The sequence below is a fragment of the Kiloniella spongiae genome (assembly GCF_001026905.1).
Classification (GTDB): domain Bacteria; phylum Pseudomonadota; class Alphaproteobacteria; order Kiloniellales; family Kiloniellaceae; genus Kiloniella; species Kiloniella spongiae.
The window spans coordinates 207,390-226,883 of the sequence record NZ_LAQL01000004.1 but is presented as its reverse complement, the minus strand read 5'-3'; the positions used below and the strand labels follow the sequence as shown (position 1 = coordinate 226,883).

Annotated in this window: 19 protein-coding genes; 10 read left to right on the top strand and 9 right to left on the bottom strand. The window is 43.0% G+C overall.

Translation table 11 applies throughout. From position 1 onward, the window contains the following. The first annotated feature begins 7 nt into the window (after positions 1 to 7). Genes bamA through WH96_RS07555 form a run of 9 tightly spaced genes read left to right on the top strand, consistent with a single transcriptional unit; the run spans position 8 to position 8,663 of the window. The gene (gene bamA, locus WH96_RS07595) at positions 8 to 2,296 is read left to right on the top strand and encodes an outer membrane protein assembly factor BamA (RefSeq protein ID WP_047763552.1); all 2,289 of its coding nucleotides are present in this window, start codon (positions 8 to 10) and stop codon (positions 2,294 to 2,296) included. Further along, complete coding sequence (locus tag WH96_RS07590) at positions 2,297 to 2,857, top strand: OmpH family outer membrane protein (RefSeq protein ID WP_047763551.1); 561 nt, start codon at positions 2,297 to 2,299, stop codon at positions 2,855 to 2,857. Positions 2,858 to 2,878: 21 nt separating this feature from the next. Next, entirely contained in the window at positions 2,879 to 3,907 is a 1,029-nt protein-coding gene (gene lpxD / locus WH96_RS07585; protein WP_047763550.1) for a UDP-3-O-(3-hydroxymyristoyl)glucosamine N-acyltransferase, read from the top strand. Further along, positions 3,908 to 4,378, top strand: a complete 471-nt coding sequence (gene fabZ, locus WH96_RS07580; RefSeq protein WP_047763549.1) for a 3-hydroxyacyl-ACP dehydratase FabZ — start codon at positions 3,908 to 3,910, stop codon at positions 4,376 to 4,378. Then, positions 4,375 to 5,163, top strand: a complete 789-nt coding sequence (lpxA, locus tag WH96_RS07575) for an acyl-ACP--UDP-N-acetylglucosamine O-acyltransferase (RefSeq protein WP_047763548.1) — start codon at positions 4,375 to 4,377, stop codon at positions 5,161 to 5,163. The genes fabZ and lpxA overlap by 4 nt, the downstream gene beginning before the upstream one ends. Next, entirely contained in the window at positions 5,164 to 5,991 is an 828-nt protein-coding gene (locus tag WH96_RS07570) for an LpxI family protein (protein ID WP_047763547.1), read from the top strand. Then, entirely contained in the window at positions 5,984 to 7,162 is a 1,179-nt protein-coding gene (gene lpxB, locus WH96_RS07565) for a lipid-A-disaccharide synthase (RefSeq protein WP_047763546.1), read from the top strand. The genes WH96_RS07570 and lpxB overlap by 8 nt, the downstream gene beginning before the upstream one ends. A 38-nt stretch (positions 7,163 to 7,200) precedes the next feature. Beyond that, positions 7,201 to 7,605 carry a lactoylglutathione lyase gene (gene gloA / locus WH96_RS07560; RefSeq protein ID WP_047763545.1) on the top strand — a complete coding sequence of 135 codons (405 nt, stop codon included), beginning with the start codon at positions 7,201 to 7,203 and terminating at the stop codon, positions 7,603 to 7,605. Positions 7,606 to 7,661: 56 nt separating this feature from the next. Further along, complete coding sequence (locus WH96_RS07555; RefSeq protein ID WP_156176738.1) at positions 7,662 to 8,663, top strand: type 2 periplasmic-binding domain-containing protein; 1,002 nt, start codon at positions 7,662 to 7,664, stop codon at positions 8,661 to 8,663. 12 nt (positions 8,664 to 8,675) lie between these two features. On the opposite strand, the gene WH96_RS07550 is transcribed toward WH96_RS07555, so the two are convergent. The 8 genes from WH96_RS07550 to WH96_RS21275 all read right to left on the bottom strand — a co-directional run bounded on the left by WH96_RS07550 (position 8,676) and on the right by WH96_RS21275 (position 17,516). Further along, positions 8,676 to 9,215 (bottom strand): GNAT family N-acetyltransferase, encoded by a 540-nt coding sequence (locus tag WH96_RS07550; RefSeq protein ID WP_047763543.1) that lies wholly within the window; start codon positions 9,213 to 9,215, stop codon positions 8,676 to 8,678. 21 nt (positions 9,216 to 9,236) lie between these two features. Beyond that, entirely contained in the window at positions 9,237 to 10,802 is a 1,566-nt protein-coding gene (locus WH96_RS07545; RefSeq protein WP_053005761.1) for an MATE family efflux transporter, read from the bottom strand. A gap of 132 nt (positions 10,803 to 10,934) precedes the next feature. Beyond that, the gene (sseA, locus tag WH96_RS07540) at positions 10,935 to 11,783 is read right to left on the bottom strand and encodes a 3-mercaptopyruvate sulfurtransferase (protein WP_047763616.1); all 849 of its coding nucleotides are present in this window, start codon (positions 11,781 to 11,783) and stop codon (positions 10,935 to 10,937) included. Between the two features lie 33 nt (positions 11,784 to 11,816). Further along, complete coding sequence (locus WH96_RS07535; protein WP_047763542.1) at positions 11,817 to 12,527, bottom strand: alanyl-tRNA editing protein; 711 nt, start codon at positions 12,525 to 12,527, stop codon at positions 11,817 to 11,819. 172 nt (positions 12,528 to 12,699) lie between these two features. Continuing rightward, positions 12,700 to 14,277 carry a hypothetical protein gene (locus WH96_RS07530; RefSeq protein WP_047763541.1) on the bottom strand — a complete coding sequence of 526 codons (1,578 nt, stop codon included), beginning with the start codon at positions 14,275 to 14,277 and terminating at the stop codon, positions 12,700 to 12,702. 118 nt (positions 14,278 to 14,395) lie between these two features. Further along, on the bottom strand, positions 14,396 to 15,397 hold the full coding sequence (locus tag WH96_RS07525; protein ID WP_047763540.1) for a cysteine synthase A: 1,002 nt from the start codon (positions 15,395 to 15,397) through the stop codon (positions 14,396 to 14,398). A 63-nt stretch (positions 15,398 to 15,460) separates the two neighbouring features. Then, complete coding sequence (locus WH96_RS07520; protein WP_047763539.1) at positions 15,461 to 16,105, bottom strand: NUDIX domain-containing protein; 645 nt, start codon at positions 16,103 to 16,105, stop codon at positions 15,461 to 15,463. 76 nt (positions 16,106 to 16,181) lie between these two features. Then, positions 16,182 to 17,516, bottom strand: coding sequence for a pentapeptide repeat-containing protein (locus WH96_RS21275; protein ID WP_053005760.1), 1,335 nt, complete (start codon positions 17,514 to 17,516; stop codon positions 16,182 to 16,184). A gap of 197 nt (positions 17,517 to 17,713) precedes the next feature. Here WH96_RS21275 and WH96_RS07510 point away from each other — a divergent pair, with 197 nt between their 5' ends. After that, positions 17,714 to 18,325, top strand: a complete 612-nt coding sequence (locus WH96_RS07510) for a hypothetical protein (RefSeq protein ID WP_047763538.1) — start codon at positions 17,714 to 17,716, stop codon at positions 18,323 to 18,325. A gap of 31 nt (positions 18,326 to 18,356) precedes the next feature. On the opposite strand, the gene WH96_RS07505 is transcribed toward WH96_RS07510, so the two are convergent. After that, entirely contained in the window at positions 18,357 to 19,310 is a 954-nt protein-coding gene (locus tag WH96_RS07505; protein ID WP_162200131.1) for a tetratricopeptide repeat protein, read from the bottom strand. Positions 19,311 to 19,494: the final 184 nt, after the last annotated feature.

Here is a 19,494-nt window from a genome sequence, read left to right as displayed (position 1 = left end):
GGTAAATGTGTTTCGTAAGACGCTTCTTTCGTTATTAATTGGGGGGCTGTTTCTGGTCGTAGAGGTTGGAAATAGTCATAAGGCTTTTGCTCAGGCGCTTATGTCTGGTGGAACCATCGATAATATCATTGTCGAGGGAACACAGCGTATTGAGCCTGAATCTGTTCGTTCCTATATGGAAGTAAACCCCGGTGATACTTTTGATCCCATCCTTTTAAACAGATCTTTAAAAAGCATTTTTGCAACTGGTCTTTTTGCGGACGTATCTTTGAAGCGTCAGGGCGGTGATCTTATCGTCGTCGTCGTTGAAAATCCTATTATTAACAGGATAGCCTTTGAGGGTAATCAGCGTATCAAAGATGATATACTCTCATCTGAAACGTCTCTTCGTGAAAGAGTTGTTTTTACACGTACAAAAGCCCAAGCCGATGCTCAAAAAATACTGGAACTTTATCGTAGATCAGGTCGCTTTGCAGCGACAGTTGAACCTAAAGTTATTCAGTTACCGCAAAACAGGGTTGATTTAGTTTTTGAGGTTAGCGAAGGTGATAAAAGTTACGTAACAACAGTTAATTTTATTGGGAATCGAGAATTTTCTGATGGGTCTTTACAAGATATTGTGTCTACCTCAGAAACTGTTTTTTGGAATTTCCTTACGGACAGTGATACCTATGATCCTGATCGTTTAACCTTTGACCGAGAACTTCTCCGTCGGTTCTACCTGAAAGAAGGTTATGCTGATTTTGAAGTGCAGTCTGTTGTTGCTGAATTGACGTCAAATAGAGAGTCCTTTGTTGTTACGTTCACCATCTCGGAAGGTGAACGCTATACATTTGGCGCTGTAGAAGTTGATAGTGCGCTCAAAGATTTTGATCCTACAACTGTTGAAGATCAAATTTTACCAGAACAAGGTGAGTGGTTTAACGCAGATCTAATTGATAAAACAGTTGATAATTTAACGGATGCCGTCGGTAACTTAGGGTATGCTTTTGTGGATGTGAGACCACAACCTGATAAAGATACAGAAAATAAGGTTATTGATCTTGTCTTCAGTATTTCTGAAGGCGCCAAAGTGTACGTAGAACGTATTGATATTGAAGGCAATAGTCGAACACTGGATAGAGTAATTCGTCGTGAGTTTCGACTTGTCGAAGGGGATGCTTTTAATAGCTCGAAGTTAAGGCGGTCAAGGACTCGAATACAGAGACTTGGTTTCTTCCAGGCGGTTAATGTTGATAATGAACCCGGAAGTACACCAGATAGAACTGTTATTAAGGTTGATGTTGAAGAACAGTCTACTGGTGAATTGACTTTTGGTGCTGGTTTCTCTTCATCATCAGGTCCATTGGGATCAATTGGTATTCGAGAGAGAAATTTGCTTGGTCGAGGTCAGGATTTACGTTTCAATATCGCCCTAGGTGGGTCTGGATCTGAAGCGGACGTTAGTTTTACCGAACCATACTTCCTTGATAAGGAGATCGCTGCCGGTTTTGATATCTTCCGTGTCACAAGGGATGAAGATAGCCTTTCTTTTGAAGAAAAGAAAACAGGTGGTGCGTTACGCATTGGTTATGATTTATCAGAAGAGCTACGTCAGGTTCTCAGGTATCGTTTTGAACATATTGAAATCGAAGATGTTGATGCGGATGCTGCCTCTCTTGTTAAAGAACAACAAGGGACAACGATCAAGTCTGCTATCTCGTCCACGCTAACTTACGATAAACTTGATTCACGTATAAACCCAACCGATGGTTATCTTCTTACTTTAGAAAATGAACTCGCTGGTTTGGGCGGGGATGTGCAGCATTTAAAAGTGTCTTTAGGTGGGACTCATTATTATTCGTTTAATGAAGAGTTTATTCTAAGAACACGTGCCGAAGTTGGTAATATTATTGGTCTTGATGAAGATACCAGAATTGTCGATAGATTTTTCCTTGGCGGAGATAAGCTTAGAGGCTTTAAAAATGGTGGCGTTGGACCACGTGATCGAGCGAGTGATGATGCGTTGGGCGGTAAACACTTTTATAATGGTGGGTTAGAACTTACTTTCCCTCTTGGTCTTCCTGATGAGTTTGGTGTTAAAGGCCGTGTGTTTACAGACTTTGGCGCAGCTTGGAATATTGATGGGAATGATGCTGGCGTGGACGATTCATCAAACCCAAGAGTTTCTGTTGGTACTGGTGTAACTTGGAATTCACCTTTCGGACCGCTTGCAATGGATCTTGGTTTTGCCACATTGAAAGAAGATTATGACGAAACCGAAATTTTCAGCTTTAGCTTTGGGACTAATTTCTAAGTGATACATACGCGTTTAAAAAATATATTCTTTGCCGCTTTTGTTCTCTCGTTTATTGCAAATGGCATCAACTTCACATCTGTAGCCAATGCGCAAAATATTCAGCTTAAAATTGCTGTGATTGATACAAAGAAGGTTTTGCAAGAATCACAAGCTATGAAGCAGGTGAACCAAACTGTCACGGGAAGAAAAAACCAGTTTCAGCAAGAGTTCAGGCAGAAAGAACAAGGACTTTTAGCTCAACATCAGGAGCTTGTTCGTCAAAAATCTATTCTTTCGCCAGAAGCATTTGCACAGAATAAAGCTGATCTGGATAAGCAGGCTGCAATTATTCGTAGCGAGGCAAAAGAGAGAAATAAAGGACTTACTCAGCTCAGAAATTCTGGGTTGAATGAAATAACAAAACATCTTGATGTTGTTATCAAGCGTATTGTCGAAGCCAAAAAACTTGATTTGATACTGGCTAAAACGTCACTTGTATATTCTGGTAATAGTTTGGATATAACAAATGAGGTTATTCAAAGTTTGAATGCTTCATTACCTGCTTTAGCAATTAAATAATTTTAAGGCTCTTTTTTTACGATGGCTGATTCTCGGTTTTTTCTTAATGCGGGTCCTTTTTCACTGCGAGAACTTTGCAACCATGTTGGAGCAGAGCTTTCTGATGGTTCAAATCCAGATCTGGTTATCAAGGATGTCGGGTCTCTTGAAGATGCAAAAAGTGATGAAATCAGCTTCTTAGATAATAAAAAATATGTTTCTGCCTTGGCAGATACATCAGCCGGAGCCTGTATTTTAGATAAAAAGTTTGTCGGTAAGGCTCCTGAAGGAGTTTCGCTTATCCTGACGAATAAGCCTTATAAAGCTTATGCTTTGATTGCTCAAAAGTTCTATCCATCGATTTCTACTTCATCAAATTCTATCCATTCAACAGCTGTTATTGCTGAAACAGCATCTGTTGGTGATAATTGCGTTATTTCCGCTGGTGTTGTTGTTGGTGAGAATGTTGAGATCGGCAGTGGATGCCAGTTGGCTCCTAACGTTGTCATTCATGATGGTTGTAAGATTGGTGAGAACACTAGTATTGGGGCAAATGCGACTGTTGAATATTCCTTTATGGGGAACAACTGTGAAATCCATTCTGGAGTTCGCATAGGTAATCGCGGATTTGGTTTTGCTATGGAACCAGATGGCTATGTTAACGTTCCCCAGCTCGGGCGGGTTATCATTGGTGACAATGTCGAAATTGGTGCGAATTCGACAATCGATAGAGGGGCCGGGCCAGATACTGTTATTGGCGATGGCACTAAAATTGATAATCTTGTACAAATTGGTCATAACGTTCAAATTGGCAAACAGTGTGTAATCGTTGCACAATCCGGTGTTGCTGGTAGTAGTGTTCTTGGTGATTATGTCGTGATGGGCGCACAATCGGGTGTTAGCGGCCACATTACGATGGGCACAGGTGTTCAGATTGCTGGACGTGCTGCAGTTATTAAAGATGTTGAAGCCGGGCAGGCTGTTGCTGGTACGCCCGCGATGCCAATTAAAGAATTTTTCCGTTTGGTTGCAATGTGGAAAAAACAGTTGAATACGAAGAAAGGTAGTTAAATGAGTGAAGAAGTTGTAACAGCGGGTGAGGGACGCTCTGTAGGCATCCTTGAAATCAAGGAAATGATTCCCCATCGTTACCCTTTCCTACTCATTGATCGTGTTGATAATATTATCAAGGACGAAGGTGCGGTAGGCCTAAAGAATGTGACCATTAATGAACCATTCTTCGAAGGACATTTTCCGAGACAACCTATCATGCCTGGGGTTCTTATTGTTGAAGCGATGGCTCAAACTGCAGCGGTACTTGTTGTTGAAACCCTGGATGGTGAAGCGGCGGGTAAACTGGTCTATTTTATGACGGTTGATGAAGCTCGTTTTCGTAAGCCTGTTACGCCTGGTGATCAGTTGAAAATTCATGTAACCAAGACACGTAGCCGTGGCGCAGTTTGGAAGTTTGAAGGTAAGGCAATGGTTGATGGAAAACTTGTTGCCCAAGCCAAATTTGCAGCAATGATTATGGACGACTGATTGTGACTATTCATTCCACCGCTATTATTGAAGATGGTGCAACGGTTCATGATACAACTGAAATCGGACCATATTGCGTTGTTGGTTCAAATGTAAAACTTGATGCCAATGTTGTTTTGCACAGCCATGTTGTTATTGCGGGGAATACCTCTATTGGCGAGGGAACGATTGTTTTTCCCTTTGCTTCGATCGGGCACCAGCCTCAGGATCTCAAGTTTGATGGTGAAAAGTCAGAACTTATTATTGGGAAAAATAACCGTATTCGCGAACACGTTACAATCAACCCCGGAACCAGTGGTGGTGGTTTGGTTACGAAAATTGGTGACAATTGCCTTCTGATGATGTCAGCACATGTCGCGCATGACTGTATCATTGGTAATAACGTGATACTGGTAAATAATGCGACACTCGGCGGTCATGTTGAGGTTGATGACTTCGCCATTATAGGCGGGCTTTCAGCTGTGCATCAGTTTGTGCGTATTGGGCGTAATGCCATGATTGGCGGGATGTCTGGTGTTGAAAATGATGTAATTCCCTTTGGTATGGTTATGGGGGAACGTGCGAGATTGAGTGGACTTAATTTGGTTGGTATGAAACGTCACGGATTACCACGTGATGATATTTCCAGCTTACAATCCGTTTTCAAGACGCTTTTCTCAGATGAAGGAACACTTTCCGAACGACTTGAAAAAGCGAAGCAGACGTATTCTGATAATCCTACAGCGAAAGAAGTTCTGGACTTTATCGGTACGGACTCTTCGCGCGCTATTTGCCAACCGAAATAAATGTCCTGTAAACTTGGAATTCTGGCCGGGGGAGGAGAACTTCCTCGGCGTTTGATTAAACTTTGCCAAGATACGGGACAAGATTTCTTCGTCATTGCCTTCAAAGGGCAAACAGATAATCAAACCGTTATTGGCGTTGATCATCTCTGGTCTCGGTTGGGTGCTGCTGGCGAAATAATTTCCAAATTAAAAGAAAAACATGTGACTGATCTTGTGATGATTGGTCCCGTTAAAAGGCCGTCAATGTCAGAACTACGTCCTGACTGGCGCGCTTTACAGTTTTTTGCAAAGATTGGTGCGAAGAGTCTTGGCGATGATGGCCTATTAAAATCAGTTGTATCTGCCTTAGAATCTGAAGGCTTTAATCTTTTGGGGGTTGACGATATTTTGCACGATCTTCTGGCTACCAAAGAAATCTATGGCAAAATCTCTCCCGATGAACAGGCTCTCGCAGATATAAAACGTGGTGTCGAAGTTGGACGCATGATGGGTTTGGTAGATGTCGGGCAGTCAGTTGTGGTACAACAAGGGCTCGTCCTTGGGGTGGAAGCGATTGAAGGAACCGATGCACTTATTGATCGTTGCGCAGACTTGAAACGAGATGCTGCTGGCGGTGTTTTGGTTAAATTAAAAAAGCCTCAGCAGGAGAGACGCGCTGATTTACCAACGATTGGTATTGAAACGGTAAAAAGAGCAATCAAGGCAGGGTTGAGAGGCATTGCCATTGAAGCTGGCGGCGCACTGGTTGTCGACCGGGATGCGGTTGTTGCACTTGCCAACGAGGCAGGGCTGTTTCTTATTGGTATTGAACCTGCTGATTATGACTGAGACGACAAGAGACGTTCCATTAATCTACCTTATTGCGGGAGAACCTTCAGGAGATCAATTAGGTGCGCGCCTTATGGTTGCTCTTAAGGAAGAAACGGAAGGTAACATCAGATTTGCCGGTATTGGCGGTGAACGTATGTCCGCTGAGGGGCTGGAAAGTCTGTTTCCTATTTCAGAGATATCGGTGATGGGGTTGGCCGAAGTTCTGCCGCACATTCCTAACATTTTACGGCGTATTAAGCAGACAAAAGAACACGTTCTTGAAATGAACCCGTCTGCCCTTGTCACTATTGATGCGCCCGGTTTTAGTTTAAAAGTAAGTAAAGGCCTTAAAGGAAAATCTATATCTCTTATCCATTATGTTGCGCCATCAGTATGGGCTTGGAAGCCAAAGAGAGCAGAGAAGATTTCCAAGTATCTGGATCATTTATTGACGCTTCTTCCTTTTGAACCCCCGTATTTTGAAAAACACGGGTTAGCGACAACTTTTGTTGGTCATCCTGTTCTTGAAGGAGAACAGTTGACGGGAATTGGCAGAGATCAAATATGTTCAGAACTTTCCCTTGATCCATCAGCACCGATTCTAACTGTACTACCTGGTAGCCGCCGGGGAGAAGTTTCAAGACTTGGACCTGTCTTTAGAGAAACCGTTGCTGAGTTAATGAAAACACTACCGAATTTACAGTGTGTGATACCGACAGTAAAAAATGTTCGCCCCGCTATTGATGAATTGACTGAGAACTGGCCAACACCCGTTTGTGTTATTGAAGGTGTAACAGGTAAACATAAGGCATTTAAATGTTCTGATGTTGGTCTGGCAGCGTCGGGGACAGTCGCTTTGGAATTGGCTGTTGATCAAGTGCCAACTGTTGTCGCCTATAAAGTTGCTCCGCTAACGGCTTTTCTCGCTCAATTTCTTTTGAAAATAAAATACGCCAGTCTTGCCAATATTTTGTTGGATCGGGAAGTACAGCCTGAGCTGATACAGGAAAAGTGTAATGTTCCTAATTTGGTCGAGCGTCTCTCTTCTCTCTTTCATGATAAAGAGAAAAGAGAAGAACAGATCAGTGGCTACAAAGAGGCTATTGTGATGTTAAAAGCTGGGGATGATATGCCAAGCACAAAGGCTGCAAAAACAATTCTGTCAGTTATCGCGGAAGCCAAACATTAGTTCTTTATTGAAATACGTTTCATTTTTGAGGAAGCAAAATGTCAGAAAATACGTCTTTTCGTTTTTTACATGCAATGATCAGAGTTTTAGATCTCGAAAAATCGATTGATTTTTACACGCGTCATCTCGGTATGAAGCTGCTTCGAAAAAATGATTATCCATCTGGAAAGTTTACACTCGCATTCCTTGGATATGGTGATGAAGACAATAACACTGTTATTGAACTTACCCATAATTGGGATCAAACGGGTGCCTATGAACTTGGCAACGGATTTGGGCATTTGGCGCTTGGCGTACCTGATATTTATAAAACCTGTGAATTACTTGAAAAAGAAGGCGTAAATATTCCCCGTCAACCCGGCCCTATGGCGCATGGTTCAACGGTCATTGCCTTTATTGAAGATCCTGATGGTTATAAAATCGAACTGATTGAGAAGAAATAGTTTGAGGGAATAATTTCAATTTGCCTTTCTTAAACTCTTGATGAGTTGTTAATTGCATGAGCCGAAATCTTTTCAAATATATCCGAACTTTCATACTACTGGCATCTAGCGGAGTGTTTGGTCTTGCTGGTTCTGCCAATGCAGGTGATGTTCGCGATAATATCGAGGATCGGGGGTATCTACGATGCGGTGTTGTCCAGACTTCAAAGTTCCCAGTCAAAGATATGGGCGAAGATCTTTGTCGAGGTCTTGCGTTAGCACTCTTTCCTGATCCCAAGGCAGTTAAACTCGTCTCTCTGACGCAGAGAGCGGCTGGTCAAGAGCTGGCAGTTGGTCGGGTAGATGTTGTTGCTCTTGCGAACAGGACGTCGTTATCTCATCAAGGGGGGCACGTAAATGCCGGGTCTCTTTTTGTGAATAGCCTTGATATAGCTATTCTGTTCAAAGGCTATAAAGTTCGGGATCTCAGCGGTAAGAAAATTTGCTCACTAGATTGGGTTGATAAAACAGAGCTGGCAATATTTGGACAAAAACATCAGGTCAGTTTTGGCGTACTGAGTTATAAGACGGAAGACGAGCTCTTGCAGGCTGTGAAAAGCCATGGATGTCGAGCTGTAGCCTTGCCGAGAGTTGAGCAGGCTATTTTTCTAAAGAAGGTATCCGGTATTTTTCCTACCCCATTCATTTTAAGTTCGATATCTTCAAGTAATAATCTGGGTATGCTTGTTTCGTCTGACGATGAAGAGTGGAAGGCAATCGTGCGTCTCTATACCGGGGCGTTGCTAGAAAGTGAACGTAGAGGCATTCATTCTCAAAATGTTGACTATATTGCATCTTCAACAGTAAATCCCGACCTTCAGAAGTTACTTGGTGTCAAAGGCTCATTTGGTGAGGATTTGGGACTTGATAATAATTGGTTTTATCGGGTACTGCAGAGCTATGGTAACTATGAAGAAATCTATATGCGCCATTTTAATAATGGCGATATAATGCTTGAGCGAGGACCAAATCAACTGACCACAAAAGGCGGCGTCTTAACCGTTGATGGGCTGCGTTAGTTCGTTTTTGGCCTATAAGTAGCTGTGTTTTGGATCGTCGATCGTCTTGACGTTTCTGTCATATATATTAAAGCCACATTTTTGATATACGCCCAGCGCTTTTGGGTGGTCAAGGCTACAGGTATTAACCGTTAGGCGTGTTGGTTCGTATGACCATACAATATCTATAATGGATGACAGAAGATAAGGGCCTAATTTTTGTCCGATAAAGTCCGGTATTAATCCCATGTAGGCAAGGTCTATTTCACTTGGTTTACGGCGATCAAGTTCCGCATACCCGGCAGGGACACCGTCGTAATAGAGAACGTATATCTCTACATTATCATCTTGAATAATCTGGGATAGTTCATCGTCAGATAGAACACGTCTTTCCCACCATAACCAAGGTTCCCCGATTGTGTTATAGAGGTATCGATAGAAAGACACCGTTGGTTTGTACGCACGAATGAGTGATGTTCTTTTCCCCTGTGGAGATTGCAGGAGTAAATTTTGGGGCCTCTCTTGCATTTCGAGATAAGAAATAGTTACCTCAATCTGTGGAACTGTCGACATTTCCTTAAACTTTCTCGTACACTATTTCTTGCTATTGGATTTATGGTTAGTTCGAGAGATCATATCTGATTTGATCTCTGAAAACTTATCTATTTTTTTCTCATCACGCTGGTCTGCATTCCATCTTTCTTCCATAAATCTTTGCCAACCAAATTGAGGTAATATTGCAGGTAACCATGCCCCGAAATAACGTGTTCTGTCATCACGTTTTTTTGTGAGATTAATTGGATTATTTACTATTTTGTAAGCGACGATAATAGTGATAATGCCGAAAAGAACAGAGCCAATGGCCTGTCCCGCGATTATGCCTTTTGCGCCTGCCCATTCACCGCCCAACCAGATAAATGGGATAGTACCAACTGTCGCTTTTGCCCAGTTGGCAAAGGTTGACCAGGTTGCTTTGTTCATGTTGTTAAAGGCAGCATTTGCGATGAATTGTGCCCCGCTGAATACAAAGCTCCACGATGTAAAGATGCAAAAGAAGACTACAAGCTCTGCACTTAGTCCTGAGGCATTAAAAATTGCGGCTATAGTGTCTGCAAAAAGCGTCATGATGAGCGATGTGGCACAAACGACAACAAAAATGACAAGAAGCGAACTATTGAGAGCTGATTTAACTCGTGCCGTTTGCACAGCACCAATGTTTTGACCAACAATGGGGCCAATCGCTGCTGACAGTGCAAAAACGACGGCAAACGCAAAGGGAGTGATACGCCCAATGATTGCCAAACCGGCAACTGCATCAGCGCCAAATCCTGCAACAGAGGTTGTGACATAAGAGTTGGCAAAAGGTGTCGCCAAACTTGTCAATGCTGCAGGGATAGCGATCTTTGAAATTGAAGAAATATCGCCAGATAATCCACCCTGGAACTTGAACACAGATAGCCCAAGTTGACGTGCCAGAACCCATGCTGCGACAATTGCCATCGTGAGACGGGCAACCAAGGTTGCATAGGCTGCGCCTTCGATATGAAGATCCAGCGTAAAAATGAAAAGAGGATCAAGTACAATGTTAACAATACCAGCCAATACCGTTGAGATCATGGATGCTTTGGCAGCTCCAACGGCACGCAGAACGGCCCCCATCGACATACCAATGGAAATGACAGGCAATGAGATCACTGTGATCTTCATATACTTTACTGCGAACTCTAGCGTTTTTCCTTCGGCCCCAACTAGGGATAAAAGCTGTTCGGTGTAGAGATACACCGGAACGGCAATAAAGGACATCATAACGAATGAAGTGAGAAGACCGTTAAATATAACCCTTTTTGCCTGATCTCCCTGACCAGCACCGATAACTCTGGCTACAACGGCAGCTAAGCCAATCGATAGTCCAATGCTGATCGAGAAGATAAAAAAGGTTATTGCGCCGGAAAAACCAATTGCAGCCGCCAGAGATTCTTCACCCAGTAGGCTGATGAAATACATATCAACCAGTTCAACAAAAAAGATCGACATCAGACCAACAGAGGTTGTTGCTGTCATATTGATCACATGTCGAAGAATGCTTCCAGTTACAAAACGGGCATTAATCGTTTCTTGCTGTTCAGAACCGGTTTCTTTTTCCGAGGTGTTCGAGCTCATTTTATAGTTTTATTCTGATTATGGTTTTATTGTTTAAATTTTCGTAGCATCAATATTTGTACCTCCGATGATCAGAGCATTTATATTCTCAGATCAGAACATAGGCGATACGTGTTTCAAAAATAATAATAGTTATCCGGATACAACAGGGGTGTCACCTTCCTGTCCCCATTCGGACCAGGAACCATCATAAAGCGATGTTTTTTTGTGTCCTGTTAGTTCCAGGCCGAGGCTCAATACAGCTGCGGTAACTCCGGAACCACAAGATGTCACGACAGGTTTGTTGTAATCAATTCCAGCTTTCTCAAATGTACTCTTAATATCTTGAGATGCTTTCAAGGTGCCATCTTCTTTAAAAAGATTTGTGAAAGGGAGATTGTACGAATCAGGGATATGACCCGAGCGAATACCTGCGCGCGGCTCTGGTACTTCCCCCTTGAATCGTCCGCTTGCCCGTGCATCCAGAACCTGTTCTTTTCCGGTTTCTATATTGCGTAGAAGTTGTTCTTTATCTCGAATGAGAAAGCTGTTGAAACGCGGCGTAAAATGTCGTTCACCGGGATGAACGGTATTGTCGTCTACAGGACGATGTTCTGAGAGCCACTTCGGAAGGCCACCGTCCAATACAGCGACATCCTTGTGCCCAAACAGTCGGAACATCCACCAGACACGTGCAGCTGAAAACAACCCTCGTTGATCATACACAACTATTCTGTTGCCATCGCCCAGACCAAGTTTTCTTACTTTTGACGCGAATTTAATATCGCTGGGAATCATATGTGGGAGGGGATTATCAGTGTCTGAAATATCATCAATATCAAAGAAAATCGCGTTACGAATGTGTGCTTCTTGGTATAAAATGCGCGCATCTTTATTTTCATTGGGCAGGTAATAAGTGCCATCAACAACCCTGACATCAGGAGCTTCAAGATGATCAGCAAGCCATTCGGTTGATACGACAGAATTAAATTTTTCAGACAAGGTGGTATCCCCCAAAATAGTATTCCCTCTGTATTATGATGCAAATGTCAGGTTGATACGACGGTTTTGTTTGCCTTTGTTTTCAACCTTCCCAATTTTGATTGGGCCAATTTCACCCGTTGATTTAACATGTGTTCCGCCACAGGGTTGAAGATCAACATCTTCACCGATCTTGACCAAACGTATTTTGCCTGATCCACGTGGTGGTTTGACCGACATCGTCCGAACCATTGAAGGGTTGTTATCCAGTTCTTCGTCTGAAATCCAGTCCTGCGTTATCGGATGGTTTTCTGAAATTAGTTGATTGATTTTGTCTTCTAGTGCGACTTTATCAATTGCTGTGTCTGGGAGATTAAAGTCTAAACGCCCTTTGACATCGCTTATTTGTCCGCCTGACACGTCACCAATAACAGAAGCACAGAGTAAGTGCAGACAGGAATGTATTTTCATGTGCGCATAGCGACGATCCCAATCCAGAAAGGCGGTTACCGTGCTGCCAACCTGTGGGGCGAGGGCACCTTCTTCAAGGTGCAGAACAACATCTTCGTGACTTTCACCTTTTCTGGCTTCGATCACGCTACTTTTTGTGCCATCTGAAAGCTCTAACCAGCCGCTGTCCCCAGGTTGCCCACCGCCTGTAGGATAAAACAATGTTTGATCCAAACGAACTTGACCATTCTCAGAATAGGTCACTGTTGCGTCGCAAGATTTCTGATAAGCATCTTTGTAAAAGAGCAAGTCCATTGGGGTACCTCAAAGGGTTTGTGCAGGTTTTCTTTTTATTTCGCATAAAGTTATCATGCGCTTAGGTGAAGGTGTAGCTTTAAGACGTTATTTTTTGGAAAATATTGTCCGGGTACATTAAAGGCCATTCAAAGAGCGGCCTTTAGGGGGCCGTTCTTATCTAAATTTACTTTTATTGAGTATGCTGGTTTTTCCGTCTGAACCAGATTTCAAAAGATTCAGCATCCTCTAATTCTTTGGCTATTTTTCGAATCACAGGGAGTGTTTCTGCCTGATTCTTTCCTGGATTAACCCGGTGATCATAATGCAGTGCAAGAAGTGCATAGGGCATATATAATCGCTCGCCTGATTTATCTTCGTACCAATCTGTAACAGTTCCTGTATACCTCGGGACTCCCAATGTGGCTAAAAGAATATCACTTACCATTTGTCGGTGAGCTTCGCGGATTGCCTTCCCATCGCCGAAGTAATTGCCTCCCAATATTTGATGAAACGATTTAGGACTTATTTTCACGGTCATAGAGAGAAATAGCCCGTTTTGATATTGCCCATCGTAATCATAGGGGTGATGATCTCCGTTTGGGTCGAACATGAAATCAGGGGACATTTGAATAGTCAGATCGACACCATTTGATTGTTCATTAGTTATGTAAAGCTCAAGCCCTGCAGTTTCAGCGTATTTTGGTAGAACTCTTTTTATCTCTTCGAGAATTAAAATCGAATTAGGGTCATTTGAATCAGGTGAACTCATATATACAATGAGTGGGGATGGCCATTTTATAACGACTTTTTCAGGGACGCTGAGATCTTCTAATTCTGAGATAGGTTTAAATATAGCCTTGTCATATTGAACTGTCAGGTTTTCAACTGTGATAGGTTCTGCGATGATTTCAACGAGAAGAATAATCCCGATGATTAGTACTGGAGTTCCAAAAACAAGAAGCCGCCACCCACTAGTCATCCAGTCTAGCTTTTCAAGGAAGCTTTTCCAGCGGGATTGAGGACGAGATACAGATTCAACAAACTCGTCGGGGTGCTCTGAAAATTGATACAGTCTGACTTCATCTGGCCAGGCACCATATATGCATCGTTTGATGATAAGAAAAACGATCCAAAAACATACTATGCTTCCAGCGAGTAAAGTGATTTTCTCGCCAAGTAGAATTTTTTCAGTGAAAATTCCCTCAAAAGAAGCGAAAAACAATACTCCTGATGTTCCTCCAAATCCTATAATTATTGAGAAAAGTGTGCAGTAATACTTAAAGCGACTACCGCTCCAGCCGAGGGTTTTTAAATATTGTACTTTTGGGCGGGAATGATTGATTTCTTCGTGATTAGTTAGCAGTTTTAAGATTTCAGGTAGTATGCGCAGTTTTCGATGGGCAAGAACTATATAATGTGAGGCAGGTGCCATAATCCCTACGACAAATATCATTAATACTGTCATTGAGAAAAAAATTGGGGAAAAATATTCCGTAACAAAAGGATACAATAACGCGGCTAAAGACCTGAAAGTAAGCATGATTCCGAATATTGTTATCGTGATGATAACTACTTGCCAATGAGCATTCTGAAAGCCCTGATCCATGACTTTAAAAGCAGTTTCTTCACTGATTTTATACCCGGGTCCGCTTTTTGTGGGCCAATAGTGTATCTCGTTGTTTTGATCAACAAAGAAGCCTTCATTTTGGGTGAAGGGTGAGGTGACGTCGAGCCATCCCCATTCCGTATTGTTATTTTGTTTCGTCATAGGGATGTTGAATTGTTATTTGGTTTTTAGATTATGTGAAATAAATTAGGACGTTGAATAGGCATAAGAAAAGGCTGCCCGATGAGCAGCCTTTTCTTTTTAAATCTGTAAGAGAGCTTTATGCAACCCATTTCGGCACAGGGAGACCGCGTTCTTTCAGAAATTCTGCATTATAGAGTTTGCTGGTGTAACGCGTTCCAAGGTCACAGAGCATGGTGACGATGGTATGGCCGGGGCCCATTTTCTTGGCGAGCTCTATTGCACCGGCAATATTCACGCCGCTGGAGCCGCCAAGGCAAAGTGCTTCTTCTTCAAAGAGGTTAAAGACCAGCGGGATAGCTGTTTCATCACTGATGCGGAAGGCCTCATCAATTACTGCGCCTTTTAGGTTGGCAGTGATGCGTCCCTGTCCAATGCCTTCTGTAATGGAAGATCCTTCGGATTTCAATTCGCCGTGTTTGTAATAACTATAGAGGGCCGCACCATGAGGATCAGCCAAAGCGATTTGAATGTTTTTGTTGTGCTCTTTAAGACCCATTGAAACACCCGCCAACGTGCCACCAGTGCCGACTGCACTGACATAACCGTCAACTTTGCCGTCCGTCTGTTTCCAGATTTCCTGGGCAGTGGTTTCTATATGTCCTTGACGATTGGCTACGTTATCAAACTGGTTTGCCCAGATCACACCGTTCGGTTCCTGTCCGGCAAGTTCCTGTGCCAGTCTCTGTGAGTAATGAACGTAGTTATTCGGGTCTTTGTAAGGAGCCGCAGGCACTTCATAGAGTTCAGCACCGCTGAGGCGCAGCATATCCTTTTTCTCTTGCGATTGAGTTTCCGGGATGACAATGGCGCAGCGGTATCCACGAGCCCGCGCGACGAGGGCAAGGCCAATGCCGGTATTTCCTGCTGTACCTTCAACAATCACGCCACCGGGCTTGAGGATACCTTTTTCTTCGGCATCTTTTACAATGGCCCATGCGGCTCTATCCTTGATTGATCCGCCGGGATTCAGGAATTCGGCTTTTCCAAGGATTTCGCAACCTGTTTCCTCTGATGCCCGTTTCAGGCGAATGAGGGGTGTGTTACCGATGCTGTCAATAAATCCGTCGCGAATATCCATTTGTGTCGTCCGTAGGTATAGGTTGAATTCGTATTGTCTGTTGTTTATTTCAGAGGTCAGTCATCAATTCGTTTCATTAGACCATACTGATGTAAGTGATGTCTGGTTTAATTCCAACCATTGAAGCGCAATTGCGGTGATGGCATTGGTGATTTTGCCATCTGTCAAAAGCTCAAAGCCTTGTTCTGCTTTCATTGTGTGGGTGCGAATATCTTCGCCTTCATGATCTAGGCCATATGAATCTTTTTTCTCTTGGTGCAGAATTTCGCCGCAGAAGAGGGTAATCGTTTCTGAGCTACCGCCGGGTGTCATCAGAAAGGTCCCAATCTTTTTCAGGCGTCCTAACGTACAACCGGCTTCTTCCATGGCTTCCCGGTGGGTTAGCTCTTCCGGGTTTTCATTCTCTTCGATAATCCCTGCAACAACTTCTAGAAGCCATGGATCTTGAGAGGCTGCATAGGCGCCGGGACGAAACTGTTCGATCAAAATGATCTCACCGGTTTTATGATCAAAGGGGAGCACGGCTGCTGCGTGGCCACGTTCAAAAATCTCACGCTGAATTTCCTGTGAGAGCCCACCTTCAAACAGAGTGTGACGAAAGCAGTAGGAGTCGACTTGAAAATAACCTTTAAACGCGGTTCTTTTTTCAATGACTTCGACTTGGCCAATTTCGTTCAACGAGCCGATTTTGTGTGTTGCTTTATCCATGATCAGAAATTAGGGATCTTAATTGTAAAATACAATAGAAAATGTGATTTACTTTATAATACAAAAAATAAATGTATTATTCTAAAATTAACCCTTTGCAACCGCGTAAGTCCGCCTTCTCGAGATTTGCGCTCCGCAGGTCAGCCCCGGTAAAGTCGACATCGACACATTTTGCATGGGAAAGATCTGCATTGGTTAAATTCGCAAAGCGAACCCGTGCGCCCGTTAAGTCGGCATGGCGCAGATTGGTGCTCTCTAGATCAGTTTGATCAAGGCAGCAATTTTTGAGGTTTGCAGAGACTGAGCTACCTTGTGTTCCGAGTATCATCATCGGGGAGAGGCGGCTATGACGCAGGCTTGCGCCAGTCAGGTTTGCTTTTTCCAACTTTACACCACGCAAATCAGTATCGCTAAAGTCAGAGTTCAAGGCCATGACGCCGGACATATTGGCCATGTTGAGACGGCTAGCGAGAAAAGTGCAATTAGACAGGTTGGTCAAGGATAGCTCGGCAGCTTGTAGGTTGATGCCTGCTAAATCATTTCCTTGCAGGTCGTATTCGGTTAAGGCTGCTTGTTTTCCTTCTCTACCTAGAGAATTGATCCATACTAGGTGATCTTCGAGAATACCCCGGATTGATCGGTCAAGATCTTCAATGCTTTTGGGCAAGCTGGCTTGATTCGTATTGGCATAGGTCATATCGCTGTTACTGAAATGTGCTGCTGTCAGATCAGCGCCTTCCATATTCGTATTATTCAATAAGGCGCCACTTAAATTTGCCCCATGAAACACGCAACCACTAAAATCTGCATCGGTTAGATCTGCCCCCGTAAAGATTGATCCACTAACATCAGAGTTTGCCATCACGGCACCAGACAGATCTGCGTTCTTAAAATTTACATTGGTCAGGTTTGTTCTGCGACCGATGACACGACCAAGCTTTGCGTCACTTAAATCTGCATCTTTCAGATTAATACCGTCAAAATTGGATGCATCATCATGTTTCACTGGCGCATAAGTACCGTCGGGTTTTCTGATCAGAATAAAACCATTTCGAATATCAGCGCCGGATAGTATTGCGTTTTCTAGGTCGGCGTTTTTGAGACATACACCTCGCAGATCACTTTTCCGAAGTGAACAATCTTTCATATCAGCGCCGGATAAATCGGCCCCAAAAAGGTTAACCCGTTCCAACTTTGATTTGTAGAAATTACTATCGACAAGATCAGCCCCGACCATTTCAGCGGTATCGAGTACAAGATCGGAGAAGTTTAGTTTTCTTGCATCTTTGAATGAAAGAAACAACCTTGCACCACCGACACGTCCATCCAGATAGTTGCGATGAGAAACTACAGCTTCATCAACCCAAATCTGATTTACACGGTCGAGCTTGTGATCGCTATCTTCTTTCATTCAAGCTTCCATATCCTAACAAACTATAAGAAACCTCAAAAGGATCAGGGCGAGCAAAATAAAAGGGTGCCGCAATTAAAAAGTATCATAGAACCCAGACGAAGGCTTATTGTTTTTTTGTGTTTCATTATCTCTTCATTATAAACTGTCTTCTCGTTTACAATATCTTAGCTTTGGGTCTGATAGAATTAACAACTATGTTAGATGTGACGAAATTTTGGTCCGATACTTTTTATGTTATGTCCTTCGCGCTTTTGTTCTCGGCGTTTGGAGGGGGCGTCAACGCGTCTGAACCATCAAAATCTCAAAACTGGGAAAAGTCATCCCTCTTGCAGAACTGGGACCAATGTGGGGGGGACTATACACCGCCTGAGTGGTGTTCAGATCTTCCAGAGGAGATTGATCTGGATAAGTCCTATACCAATTATCGCGATACCCTGGAAAATAATAAAAAAGCTGAAGCAGAAAGAATGCTGAAGGCAGCTAAAATACTGGAAAGTAGGGTAGGCGCCGCAAGGAATGTTCAGGGTGGAAAACTGTATAAACAGGATCTGATTACGATCAGCAAGCAAGCCAATGCGGGTGATAAAGAGGCCATGGAATTATTGGCCTGGATGTATGTTCAGGGTATGATGCCAAAAACCAACAAAGATCTTGATCCAAACGAGGCGGCTTATATTTGGTACGGGCGGGCGTATTTGGCAGGGGCCAAAGAAGCCAAAGAAAATATGGACAAGATTTGGCCATCGTTGAGCGTTACCCAACAACGTCGAATTGCCAAACTTTTTGATCAGAACAATAGTCGCTGAGTACCTGATCAGATGAATTTCGAATTAACTTTTATCTGACAAGGCCGAGCTCTTTTAACTCTTTTCGATACTTTTTTTCCTGCCTGTTGATGCTATAGGCCATTTGAAAGTCAAACGAGGCGTTGTTGTTATCGCCAAGGCTTTTGTAGAGCCGTCCCCGATTATAAAAAATTTCTGGATTGTTGGGGGCATAATGCAGAGCGAGATCAAAAGCGCGAATGGCTTTGTCATAGGCTCCTTGTGAAAAGAGGATGATTGCTTTGGCCTCGTAAGCGTCAAAGGATTTCGGCTCTAGCTCAATAACATATTCTGCATCAGTCAAGGCTTGTTCCAGAAAACCAGTGCTAAGATAGGCTTTTGTACGCTTTATATAGGCATCAAGTGATGGCGGTTCTTCGGACAGGATAGTGATGAAATGATCAATGGTTGCGTATTCTATATAGCTACCAAGGTAAGGGTTACTCTCATTGATCAGAATTTTGCCTAGCTCAGGTTTTATCAAAATAGCTTGTGATACATCTTGAAGAGCTGCTTCAATTTCATTTTCTTCTCGGTAGAGAACGCCTCTTTTCAATAAAAGCTCTGCATCTTCGGGAATTTCGATCAGTGCCTTGTTCAGCCAGGACAATGCTTTGTCATTTTTGTCTTGTGCAATATAGAGCGAGGTCAGATTAAAATAGGCATCGCCATAGGTTGGAAGTAGCTTAACTGACTGTATAAAATCTTGCTCGGCCTCTTGGGGAATGCGCAGATCTAAAAAGAGTGTGCCGCGATTATTAAGAACATAGGCTTGATGTTTTTTAGATAGATCACCTTCGTTTAGGGCGTCTGTGTAGTACTCTATTGCCAGTTCAAGGTTGCCGTTGTCTTGTGCTTCTTGCGCAGCTCTAGCAAAGAGTATGCCGTCAGCAAACGTCGTTGCAGAGGGAAAGGCTGTCACAAGGGATAAAGCCAAGGCAGAGCTTTTGAAGAGTTTGAACACCATATGTCTATCGCTGATCATGGACCCTGAAAGTATAGTTAACGAATTTTCATCTTTATATAACTCTATAGGTTGATTGCAAAATTGAAATTTCTGCAATCAATCAAAAAATATTTAGCGCAATCCTATTTACCCCTAAAGATCAAAAGTGCTTGAAAGAGGTAACGCGTAATTTTGTCAAATCTTT